This is a genomic window from Streptomyces sp. NPDC006235 (assembly GCF_040613735.1).
Taxonomy (GTDB): domain Bacteria; phylum Actinomycetota; class Actinomycetes; order Streptomycetales; family Streptomycetaceae; genus Streptomyces.
Map to the genome: position 1 here is coordinate 1 of NZ_JBEXSR010000011.1, position 13,025 is coordinate 13,025.

Here is a 13,025-nt window from a genome sequence, read left to right on the forward strand (position 1 = left end):
CAGCAAAGGCTCGATCACCGTCCACGCAGCGTCAGATATCTCCCCATCCCTCACGACCGACCCAACGATCAGATGATCGGAAAGACACTGCCTAGGGCGTGTCGAGCACCGTCCCCGTCAGCACCGGCTTGCCGGGCAGCGGCTCGGCGTTTCTGTCGGTCAGTGCGAGACGCATCGACTCGGTCGGCTCGGCCACCTGGTCCCGCACGGTCGGCACGACGAAGTCCACGCTGGTGCTCCCGGGCGGGATGTTCAGCCACACCCACAGGTTCGCGTCGGACAGCGGCCGCTCGGGGTCGGGCACGTCACCGGACCACTCCTCGAGCCACTGCGGGTCCACGTCCTTGGTCGACAGCTCGGCGCCCTCGGTGACCGGAAGCACCCGCACCGGCTCCCAGAGATCCACCGCCGTGGGCTCCTCCACGGACAACCGCCAGGTCAGCGTCTCTCCCTCGGTCACCCGGTCCGCGACCGGCGACAGGGTGATCACCGGCGCAGGGTCGTCGTTCTCGACGGTGAGCCCGCCCCGGTGCTTGCCGACGACGGCGCCCCGGACGGCCTTGACGGCGATGTCGTGCTCCACGTCGTCGCCGTAGACCGTGTCGCCCTTCACCTCGACCGGCACGTCGATCGCGTGGCTGCCGGGCCGTACGGTCACGAGGCGGTTCTCGGCCCGGCCGCTGTCCTGGTCGAGGACGTACACGCGGACCTGCCCGCTGCCGTGCCCGGAGATCTCGACCGGGATCCGGTAGGTGCGGGTGCCCGAGTCGCCCTCCTTGACGATCATGCGGCCCACGTCGACACGCGGCAGTGCTGCCGCCTTCACCGCCGGAGTGCCGGGCGCCCAGCCCCAGGCGTCCATCAGCCAGGCCCGCCCGGACTTCGAACGGGGCGTCAGCTCAAGGGACTTGACATGCCTGAGATCGAGCCCGGCCCGGGTCGCGGCCGACAGCGGGACGCGCAGCTCCCGAGCCCAGTAGGAGGCGGTGTTCGCGGAGCCCGGGAGCCCGTCCACCCGGACCGAGCCCAGCGTCACCCGACGCTTGGCGGAGTCGGTGACGGACACGTCGAACTTCGTGCCGGTCGTGTTCGGCGGTACGAAGACCCGGAGCGCGAGCTTCTGGGAGCCGCGGAGGGAGAGGGGCTCGGCCGGAGTGATTCGCGCGGCCCGGCCCGGCGCGGACCACTTCAGGTCCACAGCGCTGCGGCCGGTCTCCTGTTCCGTCTCCCACGACGCGAAGTGCGGTGACGATCCGGGGGTCTCCGGGTCCAGACAGGCCACGGCCGGGTCGGGGTCGATCGCCGAACACAGCCGGGCGCCGGTCACCTTCGCCCCGCCGTCCGGCAGGAAACCACCGCTGCGACGGCCGCCGACCGCGTGGGTCAGCACCCGGGCCGGGTCCGCGGACGGGGCCCGCTTGCCGGAACCGTCGAGCAGCGGACGCACCCGATCGTCCCCGGCGATGAAGAGCCGGGCCGCCGCGGCGATGTACGTGGCGCCCGCCTTGTGCTGCTGGGCGGCGGTCAGCCGGGTCGCGGCACCCGGTGTGCACACCGGGTCCGGCTGCTCCGGGTCGGTCCCGAAGTCGTCCCTGGCGGGTGCGACGGCCTCGCCCGGGGTCCACTCGCTGTTGAAGTAGTTGTGGTTGGCGCCGACCATGTAGACCGCGCTGTGCAGCGCCCTGCCCCGGCTGATCCCGCGCGTCCCGTCGACGAAGTCCTCGCCCTGCAGGTCCGACACGTCGCCGTCGCAGCCCGGCAGCAGCGTCACGGACGGCACGTCGGCCACCGGATTCCGGCCGAAGATCGTCGGACCGATGAGCACCGTCCCGCGCACCTTCCAGCGCACCGGGCCCCGGTAGCCGTCCTCGGCGGCCGGCGGCGGGTAGAGGCTGTCCATGGCGGCCCGGTTGACGCCCTCGCCACCGCGTGAGTGGCCGACGAGCAGGACACGGGAGAGGTCCGCCTTCGCCGCCTTGCGTACGACGGCCGGGGCGGAGGAGCGATGGGCGGTCCAGTCGGCCCAGCGGGCGAGGTGCTGCCGTACCAGCGAGGAACGCGCCTGCGCGCCGGCGTCCTCGGCCTCCCAGTCCTGGGCGTTGATGCCGTTCGCCGAGATCGACACCGTCACATAGCCCTGGGAGGCCAGCAGTCGCTGGTCGCGCAGATAGCCCCGGTGGCTCGGGATCGGCTTGTGGCCGTCCGCACAGGGCCAGTCGCCGGTCACGTCGTCCTCGGAGCCCGGCTTGTAGCAGGTGCTGTGGCGGCCGTGCAGGAACAGCGCGAGCGGCCGGCTGCCGGTGGCACCCTTCGGCGCCACCACCTCGGCGGTCATCTCCACCGGGGTGTCGAACCCGGGCAGGCGCACCGGGGCGAGGTCGTACTCCCCGGTGACCGTGCGGTACGAGCCGGGTTTGCCCGGATCAACGCCGTTGGCGGCCGCCTGCGGGGGTATCCGTGGCACGCGCGAGCCGGAGCTGTGCTTGTCGTCGGCCGCCGCGTCCAGCCGGCGCCCCGCGGCCGTCACGTGAAGGTCCGTCAGCTGCTCGGGCCGCGCCTCGCCGAGGGGGAGGCGGAAGGTCCGCCCGTCCCTCGCCGGCTTCGGCACCCCGAGCAGCCGGTCCGCGGTACGGAACTCGACCCGCGCATCCCCCATGGGCACGGCCTTCGGCGCACGCCAGACCAGCTCGCGCGCCCCGCCCTCCCCGCCGATCCGCCACCCCGGCGGAAGGGGGTTGTCGTCCGTCGCGCTCAACCGCCCCGGCTCTTGGGACTGTTCAGCCTGTGCCGGTCCGGGCGAGCCCGCCAGGGCCGCCAGCACCGCCACGGCGGTCACACATATTCGACGGGCACGGATCAATGATCCTCTCCTCACAACCCCGTGCGCAGACGTCCCGCCGGTCCCGGGCGCCTCTCGCGTCACAGAGGACGGGGCCGGGAGTCTGTGGGTTGTCTGTGAGGAGACGCCCGGAGCGGGCGAGCGATGCGATCAAGCCAGTGCAGCCGATCGGTCTCCGATAGCTGCGGGAGCTCTAAAGGATCACGTGGGGCAGGAAGCGGGCGTATTCATCCGTGATCAAGCCCGAGCTCTCCCGGATGCCCAGGCCCGCCGACTCGTTCTCCACCACCCAGGCGCCCAGGACCACCCGGTTGCCGTCGAAGTCGGGGAGCGGGGCCAGTTGCTGGTAGCAGCAGGGTTCGTCGCGGAGGGTGGGAGGGGAACCGGGCTCGTGGATCGTGACGCCGGCGCCTTCCCGGCCCAGGAGGGGCTTGGCCACCCAGCCCGTGGTGATGAGCTCCCGGGGGTCGTCCAGGTAGGCCGGGAGGAGGTTGGGATGGCCGGGGTACAGCTCCCAGAGGATGGCCAGGAGCGCCTTGTTGCTGAGGAGCATCTTCCAGGCCGGCTCGATCCAGAGGGTCGTGCCCGTGCCGCCGCCGTTGTCCAGGGTGTCCAGGACGTGGTCGGCGAAGCGGTCGGTGGTGAGCCACTCCCAGGGGTAGAGCTTGAAGATGCTGCGGATGAAGCGGAGGCGGTTGTCGACGAAGCGGCCGGAGAGGCGGTCCCAGCCGATCTCCTCCATGGAGATCCAGTCGGTGGCCAGGCCCGCTTGCTCGGCCGTTTCCTTGAGGTAGGCGACCGTCATCATGTCCTCGCCGAGTTCGTCGGCGGAGGAGTACGCGAAGTACAGGGGGCTGCCCGGCGGGAGGAGGGCGGCCTGTTTCCGCCAGGCGTCGATCAGGCGTTCGTGGAGGGAGTTCCACTGGTCGGCGCCGGGGAAGCGGTCCTCCATCCAGAACCACTGGGGGGACGCGGCCTCCACCAGTGAGGTGGGGGTGTCGGCGTTGTACTCCAGGAGTTTGGCCGGGCCGGTGCCGTCGTAGCGGAGGTCGAAACGGCCGTAGACGGAGGGGAGTTCGGCGCGCCGGTGCCAGGACTCGGCGACCGTCCGGGCCAGGCGCGGGTCGGTGATGCCCAGGTCCGCGAAGCGGTCCTCGGTGACGATGTGGTCGGCCGCCGCCAGGCACATGCCGTGGAGTTCCTCGACGACCTCCTCCAGGGCCTCGATCTCCGGGAGGGTGAAGACGTAGTAGGCGCTTTCGTCCCAGTAGGGGCGCAGGGAGTCGTCGGGGTAGCGGGTGAGGGGATAGACCAGGCCCTGCTCCTCGACGGTCTGCTGCCAGCCGGGGCGGGGGGTGATGGTGTGGCGTTCCATGCGTACGACCCCGGTCAGCCGCCGCCGCTGCCGGAGCCCGAGCAGCCGAAGCCGCCCCGGTCGACGGCCTCGCTGCGGCTGAAGGTGCCGTTGTCGGCGTAGCGGCCGCTGACGTCGGCGTCGTAGTACCAGTCGGCGTCCGTGGTGGTCCTGCCGGTCTTCTTGCGGCTCTTGCCGTAGGAGGAGGACGAGGAGCCGGACGCGCAGTTCTTGTCGGCGACGATCTTGTAGCCGTTGATGTAGTCGTAGCTGTCCCGGTCCACGCAGCGGCGGTCCGGCTCGGAGCCGCACGCGGACAGGGCCGCCGCGAGGACCCCCATGCCGCCCAGCACCACCGTGCTCGAGCGCAGTCGCCGCCGTGTCTCAGCCATGCGTGTGTCTCCCCGTGTCCCCGTGGTGTACCGCGTGTTCCTGTCATGTACTGCCGAGCGGTCAGCCTAGAGACCGGTGTGAGCGGGCGCGCATGGCCCCCCGGCTCACGCCCCCTCCCCTACTGTCGTTTTGTGATCTTTGGAATGGTGTGCGCCCTTGGTGCGGCGGTCTGCTTCGGTACGGCGACGGTGTTGCAGGCGATGGCCGCGCGGGCGGTGGCGGGCGGTCCGGGCGGGGACGTGGCGCTGTTGTGGCGGGCGTTGCGGCAGTGGCGGTATCTGGTGGGGCTCGGGATGGACGGGCTCGGCTTCCTGCTCCAGATCATCGCGCTGCGGTCGGTGCCGATCTATGCCGTGGGGGCGGCGCTGGCCGCGAGTCTCGCGGTGACGGCGGTGGTGGCGGCGCGGCTGCTCAGAGTGCGGCTGAGCCGCCTGGAGTGGGCGGCGGTGGGGGTGGTGTGCGCCGGGCTCGCGCTGCTCGGACTGGCGTCCGGGGCGGAGGGCGACGAGGGCGGACAGGTCTGGCTGAAGTGGGCGATGCTCGCGGCGGCGTTCGGGGTGCTGCTGCTCGGGGCGGCGGGAGGGCGGCTGCCGGAGCGGGGACGGGCGCTCGCGCTCGGGCTCGGTGCCGGGCTGGGGTTCGGGGTGGTGGAGGTGGCGGTGCGGCTGATCGACGGGCTGACGCCCGGTGCGCTCGTCACGAACCCGGCGGTGTACGCGCTGTTGCTCGGGGGCGGGGCCGCGTTCCTGTTGCTGACCTCCGCCCTCCAGCGCGGGTCGGTGACCACCGCGACCGCCGGGCTGGTGCTCGGGGAGACGGTCGCGCCCGCGCTGATCGGCGTGGTGTGGCTCGGGGACCGCACGCGGCCCGGGCTGGGGTGGGCGGCGGTGCTCGGTTTCGCGGTGGCGGTGGCCGGGGCGCTGGCGCTGTCGCGGTTCGGGGAGGCGCCGGTCGAGCGGGAGGAGAGGCCGGAGGTCCGGACGCCCAGGTGATCCTGGGGATTCCCACCTGCTGAAAAGCTTCACGTTCCGGACGATCGGAAAATTGTTCGTTGAAACTTGAACGCGGGTGAACCGCTTTCCGTACGGTACGGCGTGACCAGTAATCCCGTCACGGTCACCGTGGCCTATCGCGTGACGCCGGGCCGTGCGGCCGACTTCCACTCCTGGGGGTGGGCCATGCTGGGCGCGACCGCGCGGCAACCGGGGTTTCTGGGGGGTGGGGTACTTGTCGACGGAGGGGCGGAGTGGCATGTCGTCTATCGCTTCGCCAGCGAGGGTTCGGCCCTGGCCTGGGAGAAATCGCCCTCCCGGGCGCAGTGGGACGCCCGGCTGGAAGGGCTCGCCCAGGAGGCGGCGCGCAGGCGGGTGCGGGGCGCCCGGGCCTGGTTCGAGGCGCAGACTCTGACACCCGCGCCACCGGCTCCGCCATCGAAATGGAAACTGTGGTTCGTGAATATGAGCGCAGTTTTCCCTCCGGTGCTCCTGTTCAATCTGACGGTGCTTCCCTATCTCGGTGACCTCAATGCACTGTTCCGCACGCTGTTGTTATGCCTGTGCGTGACGGCCCTTGTCACCTGGATTCTCATGCCGCGGCTCCAGCGTTTCTTCAGGAAATGGCTGTACCCGTCGCTCCAGGCGCTCCGCGGCCGGCACAAACGCCGGGCCATGTAGGCCCGCGAACGAACAGAGGGAGGTGGGCGGGTGAAGACCCTGCTCATCGACAATTACGACTCGTACACGTACAACCTGTTCCAGCTGATCGCCGAGGTCAACGGCGAGGAGCCGGTGGTCGTCCGCAACGACACCGCCGCCGACGGGGTGCCGGATCTCCGGGAGTTCGACAACCTGGTGGTGTCCCCGGGGCCCGGGCACCCGGCGGACGCGCGTGACTTCGGCATCGCGGCCAGGCTGGTCGCGACCTCCCCGGTTCCCGTGCTCGGCGTGTGTCTCGGCCATCAGGGGATCGCACTCGGGGAGCGGGGGGTGGTGGGGCCCGCACCGGAGCCGCGGCACGGGCATCTCTCGACGATCCGGCATGACGAGCGCGATCTGTTCGAGGGCCTGCCGCAGAACTTCACCGCCGTCCGCTACCACTCGCTGTCCGTGCGCGAACCGCTGCCGGAGATGCTGGAGGCCACGGCCTGGGCGGAGGACGGCGTCCTGATGGGCCTGCGGCACCGGACGCGGCCGCTGTGGGGCGTGCAGTTCCACCCGGAGTCCGTCCTCACGGAGTTCGGCCACCGCATGCTCGTGAACTTCCGCAACCTGACCGCGAAGCGGGCCGGCAAGCTGCGCACGAAGAACACGGCGGTGCCGTCCCCGGAGGCGGTCCGGCGCCGGGTGGCGGTACCGGAGTGCGAGGCGGGGGTGTCGCTGTCACGGGCAGGGGAGCGTCGGCCTGCGGCTGCGGCCCGGGCGGAGGTCCCGGGCCACGGGGCGACTGCGTCCGACGCCGGGCGCGGGGAGTCGGACGGGGGTGCGCCGTCCGAAGGGGTTGTTTCGTCCTCCGGGGCCGGTACGTCCGCCTCCGCCGCGCCGTCCGGAGGGACCGTGTCACCCTCCGGGGTCGGTCCGTCCGCGGGCGCTGGAACCCCCGTCCCCTCCGGCGGCGGCGCCCCTCCCGCCGCCACCATCCCCCGCCCCCGCCGGCCTCACCGGGTCGGGTACCGGCTGCACAGCCGGCGGATCGCAGGGGCCGTGGACGCCGAGGCGGCGTTCGGGCGGATGTACGCGGGGGCCCCGCGGGCGTTCTGGCTGGACAGTTCGCTCGTGGAGCCGGGGCGGTCGCGGTTCTCGTTCTTCGGGGACGGCAGCGGGCCGCTCGCCGAGTTCGTACGGTACGACGTCGAAACCGGGCGCTGCGAGATCGAGCGGGCGGGGCGGCCGGTGAGGAAGGTCGCTGCCAGTGTCTTCGACTACCTCAAGCGGCAGTTGAGCAGCCGCCGCGTGGACGCGACCGGGCTGCCGTTCGACTTCACCGGAGGGTACGTCGGCTACTTCGGCTACGAGGTGAAGGCGGACTGCGGGTCGCCCAACCGGCACCGCTCCCCCGTCCCGGACGCCGCCTGGCTGTTCGCCGACCGGGTGATCGCGGTGGACCACCAGGAGGGCTTCACGTACGCCGTCTGCCTCGCGGAGGACACCCCGCAGGCCGCGCGGGAGGCCGCCGACTGGCTGGAGAGCGCCCTGGCCGACCTCACCTGCGTGGCGACGCAGCGCCCGCCGCTGCCCGTGACGCCCGCCCCGGCGGACCCCGGCGCCGCCGAGCCGTGGCTGGTGCGCGACCGGGCGACGTATCTCGCGGACATCGAGGCGTGCAAGCGGGAGCTGCGGGCGGGCACCAGTTACGAGGTCTGCCTGACCAACGCCGCCCGCCTGCCCGCTCCGCCCGACGCGCTGGAGTTCTACCGGACGCTGCGCCGCGACAACCCGGCCCCGTACGCGGCGTTCCTGAGGTTCGGGGAGCTGGAGGTGGCCGGGTCCTCGCCCGAGCGGTTCCTGCGGATCGGGCGGGACGGCACCGCCGAGGCCAAGCCGATCAAGGGGACCGCGCCGAGGGGCGAGGGGCCTCAGGAGGACGCCCGGCTGCGGGACGCGCTGGCGTCGGACGCCAAGACCAGGGCCGAGAACCTCATGATCGTCGATCTGCTCCGCAACGACCTGGGCCGGGTCTGCCGGACGGGCTCCGTGCGGGTCTCCAAGCTGATGGCCACGGAGACGTACGCCACCGTGCACCAGCTCGTCTCGACCGTGCAGGGCAGGCTGCGGGCGGACACGGACGCGGTGGACTGTGTACGGGCCTGTTTCCCCGGCGGCTCGATGACCGGCGCGCCGAAGCTGCGCACGCTGGAGATCATCGACTCGCTGGAGTCCGAGGCCCGGGGCGTGTACTCGGGCGCCCTCGGCTACTTCGGGTGCGGCGGCGGCACGGACCTCAGCATCGTCATCCGTACGGCCGTGTTCGCCGACGGCCAGATGCATCTGGGTGCGGGCGGGGCGATCGTCCTCGGCTCCGATCCGGACGCGGAGTACGAGGAGATGCTGCTGAAGACCGCGGCCCCGATGCGGGCCCTGCACCAGCACACGGCCGACCGGATCCGGCAGCATGCTCCGCCGGGGGACTGGGCCGGTGCGGCCGAGGAGGCGCGGCGATGACCAGTCCGCAAGCCCTGCTGCACCCCGCCGAGGCCGAGGCGCCCGGGAACCTCGCGGCCCAGCTCGCGGAGCTCGCCGAGCGGCGCGGGTGGGGCGGGCGGACCGCCTTCCACCAGGGGCACCGGGCCTGGACCCACGGCGAGGTGCACGGCCTGGCGGCCCGGGCCGCCACCGTGCTCGCCGGGCACGGGGTACGCCCCGGGGACCGTGTGCTGCTGGCGCTGCCCGACTCCCTCGCCTGGGTGACGGCCTTCCTCGCCACCGCCCGTCTGGGCGCCGTCGCGGTCCTGGTCAACCCCGAACTCCCGGCGGCCGACCACGCGTTCCTGGCCGAGGACACCGGGGCCGTGCTCTGTGTGACGGGGCCGGGTCTGGAGGAGCGGTTCGCCGGACGGGCCCGCTTGGGTGCCGACCAGCTGATGGCGCTCGCCCCCGCCGCCGAGCCCGCGCCCGCCCACCAGGCCGACGCGCACACCCCGCTCTACGTCCAGTACACCTCCGGCACCACGGGCCGCCCCAAGGGCGTCGTGCACACGCACGGCGACCCGCGGGCGTACCACGACCTCGTCGGCCGGCGGGTGCTGCGGATCACCGCGGAGGACGTCACCCTGTCGGTGTCGAAGCTGTTCTTCGCCTACGGCTTCGGCAACGCCTTCGTCTTCCCGCTGTTCTCCGGCTCGTCCGCGGTGCTGGTGGACCGGCGGCCCACCCCGGCGATCCTCGACGAACTCGTCGCCCGGCACCGGGTGACGCTGCTGTACTCCGTGCCGTCCGCGTACGCCGCGCTGGTGGCCGAGCGGGGCCACGGTCACGAGGGCTGTTTCGCCTCGGTGCGGGCCGCGGTGTCGGCCGGCGAGGGGCTGCCCGAGGGGCTCGCCCAGCAGGTGACTTCGCTGCTCGGCGCACCCGTGCTGGAGCAGATCGGCTCCACGGAGGCCGGTCACGCCTTCTGCGCCAACGGTTTCGCCCACAACCAGCCGGGGACCGTCGGCCGTCCCGTGCCCGGCTTCGAGGTGGAGCTGCGGGACGGGGACGGCCACCCGGTGCCGGACGGCGAGGAGGGCGAGATGTGGGTGCGCGGGCCGACGGTGACGCCCGGCTATCTGAACCGCCCGGAGGAGACCGCCCGGACCCTGGTCGGCGGCTGGCTGGCCACCCGGGACCGGGCGTGCCGCGAACCGGACGGCTCCTTCCGGCATCTGGGGCGGGCCGACGACATGGAGATGGTCGGCGGCATCACCGTCTCGCCGCTGGAGGTGGAGGCCGTGCTGCGCGGCCATCCGGCGGTGCGGGAGGTGGTGGTCGCGGCCGTGCCCGACGGGCGGGGCGCGAGCCGGCTGCGGGCCTTCGTCGTCCCCGCCGCGCCGGTGCGGGACGGCCTGGCGGACGAGCTCATCGTCCTGGCGCGGGAGAGCCTCGCCGCGTTCAAGGTCCCCCGAAGCGTCAGCTTCGTCCCGTCCCTGCCGCGCACCCCGACCGGGAAGCTGCGCCGCCATCTGGTGCGACGGGGCGCCTGGTGAACCTCTCGGAAAGGAACCACCCCATGCGACAGTCTGTGCTCGCCGACCGCGGCTTCTATCTGGGACCGGTCTTCCGGCGTGCGGCCGACCGGCACGGGGCCGTCTTCGTCACCCTGGACCGGCCGCTGGACGTCGCTCCGGCCCTCGGGTTCGACCTGAGCTACACCGTGCTGGCCGACCTGGTCGAGGACCTGTCCGGCCGGCTGTGGGAGGCCGGGGTGCGGCCCTCGGAGCAGGTCGTCGTGCACAAGGCGGACAACGTCGACATCATGCTGCTGACCTGCGCCGTGTCCCGTATCGGAGCGGTGCCGGTGCTGCTGTCGCCCGCGCTGGCCCCGGCGGTGGCCGGGCAGCTGCTGGAACGACTGCGCCGGCCCTGGCTGATCACCGACAGCACCACGCTGGACGGCCTGAAGGAACTCGCCCTCTCCGGCCTCGTGCGGCGGACGCTCTGCGTGGACGACGCGGCCGGGGCGGAGCCCCTGGCGAAGTTCGCCGGCGCGGAGCCGCCCCCGCCGGTCCGGCTGCATCCCCGCGAACCCGCCCTGATCACCCACAGTTCGGGCACGACCGGCGTCCCCAAACTGGCCGTGCACTGCGCGCACACCATGTGGAACCGGCTGGTGCCGCAGCAGGCGATGGGCTGGCCCACGCGGGGCGAGCCGGCGGCGCTGCACATGTCGTTCGTGCACTCGCGCTTCTACCATCTGCTCGGCGTCCTGCTGCACTTCGGCAGCCCGCTGGTGCTGATCACCGACCCGGATCCGGCCGTGGTGGGACCGCTGCTGGTCCGGCACCGGCCCGGCATCGTGGAGACGCACCCCAACACGTTCGTGCTGTGGGAGGAGCTGGCCGACGCGCCCGGTGCCCCGCTGTCCCGGGTCCGGGCGTACGGCTCGACGTTCGACGCGATCCATCCGCGCACCGTCCGGCGCCTGCTGGGCGCCTCGCGGCGCCGTACGCCCTGGCTGGTCCAGCTGTACGGGCAGAGCGAGACGGGCCCCGTGGCGTTCCAGGTGGTGACGCGGCGCAGTGCGGCCCGCGCGGACGGCCGCCGGGTCGGATTCGGGATACCCGGCTTCACCCGCGTCCGGGTCACCGACGCCGGGGGCGGGCGGGTCCCGCCCGGCACCCCCGGCCGGATCGAGGCCCGCACCCGGGGCCGGATCCTCACCTACCTCGGCATGCCGGAGCGCTACGAGCGTCAGCTCACCGACGGCTGGTGGGAGATGGGCGACATGGGTTACCGGAGCCGTCTGGGCGCGCTGTACCTGATCGACCGTGAGGTCGACCAGATCGACGCCGTGCACAGCAATCTGGAGGTCGAGGACGCGCTGATGTCCCGGCTGGAGGAGCTGCGCGAGGTCGTCATCGTGCCGGGCGCGGACCGGGAGCCGGTGCCGGTGGTGTGCGTGCGCGGCGAGCGGCCCCTGGACCCGGAGCGCTGGCGGCGGGCCACGGCGGGACTGCCGGCGATGGCCGAGCCGCGGCAGTGGCGGTTCGAGGACCTGCCGATGACCGCGACGTGGAAGGTGAAGCGGGTGGAGATCGCCCGGATGCTCACCGAAGGGGCCCGGGCATGACCCCGGTCCTGGTCGTGGGCGCCGGTCCCGTGGGCCTGTCGGCGGCTCTGGCGCTGCGGGCGCACGGGCTGCCGGCCGTCCTGCTGGAGGCGGAGCCGGAGGACCGGGAACGGCCGGGCAGCCGGGCCCTGTTCGTGCACCGGGAGACCCTCGGTCTGCTGGACGCGATGCGGCCCGGCCTCGCGGCCGAGATCACCTCGTACGGCCGGACCTGGCACACCAGGCGCACCCTCTACCGCGGACGTGAGGTGTACTCCCGGACGTTCCCGCCCCCGTCCGGCCCGCCGCCCTTCACCAGCCTGCGCCAGACGGACACCGAGCGGTTCCTGCGCGCGGCCTGTGCGGAGGCCGGGGTGGAGTTCGTGTGGGGCGCGCGCGTGGCGGGCGTGAGCACCGGCGCGTCGGAGGTCCGGCTGACCGGAGAGGACGGGCGGGTGTGGTCCGGCGCGTTCGCGATCGCCGCCGACGGGGCCCGCTCCACGGTCCGGCGCGAGCTGGGCATCGCCCTGGAGGGCACGCACGGCGAGGGCTTCCACGTCGTCGTGGACGTCGCCGACGTGCCGGGCGCCGAGCTGCCGCTGGAGCGGGTCTTCCACTACGAGCATCCCGGGGTGGGCGGGCGCAGTGTGATGCGGGTGCCGTTCACCGGGGGCTTCCAGGTCGACCTCCAGTGCCGGGACGACGACCGGCCGGAGGAGTTCGGCACCGAGGAGGCCGTGCGGCGCTGGCTGCCCTCGGTCGTCGGGGACGGCTACGGCGAGCGGATCCTGTGGGTGTCGACGTACCGCTTCCTGCGCAAGGTGGCGGCCTCGTTCACCGATCGGCACCGGCGGGTGCTGCTGGCCGGTGAGGCGGCGCATCTCTTCCCGCCGTTCGGGGCACGCGGGATGAACAGCGGGATCACGGACGCGGCGGCCGCCGCCGAGGCGATCGCCGCGGGGACCGGCGAGGCTGTCGCCGGGTTCGCGGAGGTGCGGCGGGCGGCGGGCCTGTTCAACAGTGCCGCCGCCGGCGCCGCCCTGGACCACCTGCGGCCGCGCCGCCGGATCGTCCGGGTCAGGCAGCGGACGGCGGCGGCCCTGGCGCCGGTGCTGCCGTGGTGCGGGTCGTGGCTGGAGCACGCGCCGTACGGGCCCCGGCACGGGGCACCGGCCGTCGCGGGACGCAAGTACTGAGGAG

General features: G+C 73.1%; 9 protein-coding genes. 6 read left to right on the top strand and 3 right to left on the bottom strand.

Translation table 11 applies throughout. The annotated features are described in order from the left end of the window. Nucleotides 1–91: 91 nt before the first annotated feature. From ABZ192_RS15585 to ABZ192_RS15595, 3 genes are all read right to left on the bottom strand, one after another. On the bottom strand, nt 92–2,860 hold the full coding sequence (locus ABZ192_RS15585) for a hypothetical protein (protein ID WP_356925044.1): 2,769 nt from the start codon (nt 2,858–2,860) through the stop codon (nt 92–94). Between the two features lie 172 nt (nt 2,861–3,032). After that, complete coding sequence (locus tag ABZ192_RS15590) at nt 3,033–4,214, bottom strand: glutathionylspermidine synthase family protein (protein ID WP_356925045.1); 1,182 nt, start codon at nt 4,212–4,214, stop codon at nt 3,033–3,035. A gap of 14 nt (nt 4,215–4,228) precedes the next feature. After that, complete coding sequence (locus tag ABZ192_RS15595; RefSeq protein ID WP_356925046.1) at nt 4,229–4,585, bottom strand: hypothetical protein; 357 nt, start codon at nt 4,583–4,585, stop codon at nt 4,229–4,231. 144 nt (nt 4,586–4,729) lie between these two features. Here ABZ192_RS15595 and ABZ192_RS15600 point away from each other — a divergent pair, with 144 nt between their 5' ends. The 6 genes from ABZ192_RS15600 to ABZ192_RS15625 all read left to right on the top strand — a co-directional run bounded on the left by ABZ192_RS15600 (nt 4,730) and on the right by ABZ192_RS15625 (nt 13,021). Continuing rightward, a complete protein-coding gene (locus ABZ192_RS15600; protein ID WP_356925174.1) occupies nt 4,730–5,578 on the top strand; it encodes a DMT family transporter in 849 nt (282 codons plus the stop codon). A 102-nt stretch (nt 5,579–5,680) separates the two neighbouring features. Then, nucleotides 5,681–6,259 carry an antibiotic biosynthesis monooxygenase gene (locus ABZ192_RS15605; RefSeq protein ID WP_356925047.1) on the top strand — a complete coding sequence of 193 codons (579 nt, stop codon included), beginning with the start codon at nt 5,681–5,683 and terminating at the stop codon, nt 6,257–6,259. A gap of 30 nt (nt 6,260–6,289) precedes the next feature. Next, nucleotides 6,290–8,743 (top strand): aminodeoxychorismate synthase component I, encoded by a 2,454-nt coding sequence (gene pabB / locus ABZ192_RS15610; protein ID WP_356925048.1) that lies wholly within the window; start codon nt 6,290–6,292, stop codon nt 8,741–8,743. Next, nucleotides 8,740–10,263, top strand: coding sequence for an AMP-binding protein (locus ABZ192_RS15615; protein ID WP_356925049.1), 1,524 nt, complete (start codon nt 8,740–8,742; stop codon nt 10,261–10,263). The genes pabB and ABZ192_RS15615 overlap by 4 nt, the downstream gene beginning before the upstream one ends. Nucleotides 10,264–10,286: 23 nt before the next feature. Further along, nucleotides 10,287–11,846, top strand: a complete 1,560-nt coding sequence (locus ABZ192_RS15620; protein WP_356925050.1) for an AMP-binding protein — start codon at nt 10,287–10,289, stop codon at nt 11,844–11,846. Next, nucleotides 11,843–13,021 (top strand): FAD-dependent monooxygenase, encoded by a 1,179-nt coding sequence (locus ABZ192_RS15625; protein WP_356925051.1) that lies wholly within the window; start codon nt 11,843–11,845, stop codon nt 13,019–13,021. The genes ABZ192_RS15620 and ABZ192_RS15625 overlap by 4 nt, the downstream gene beginning before the upstream one ends. Nucleotides 13,022–13,025: the final 4 nt, after the last annotated feature.

What these genes read in the sequence shown, in the direction of transcription:
- ABZ192_RS15590 (WP_356925045.1), bottom strand. Translation starts at nt 4,214, where the DNA reads ATGGAACGCCACACCATCACCCCCCGCCCCGGCTGGCAGCAGACCGTC.
- ABZ192_RS15595 (WP_356925046.1), bottom strand. Translation starts at nt 4,585, where the DNA reads ATGGCTGAGACACGGCGGCGACTGCGCTCGAGCACGGTGGTGCTGGGC.
- ABZ192_RS15600 (WP_356925174.1), top strand. Translation starts at nt 4,730, where the DNA reads ATGGTGTGCGCCCTTGGTGCGGCGGTCTGCTTCGGTACGGCGACGGTG.
- ABZ192_RS15615 (WP_356925049.1), top strand. Translation starts at nt 8,740, where the DNA reads ATGACCAGTCCGCAAGCCCTGCTGCACCCCGCCGAGGCCGAGGCGCCC.
- ABZ192_RS15620 (WP_356925050.1), top strand. Translation starts at nt 10,287, where the DNA reads ATGCGACAGTCTGTGCTCGCCGACCGCGGCTTCTATCTGGGACCGGTC.
- ABZ192_RS15625 (WP_356925051.1), top strand. Translation starts at nt 11,843, where the DNA reads ATGACCCCGGTCCTGGTCGTGGGCGCCGGTCCCGTGGGCCTGTCGGCG.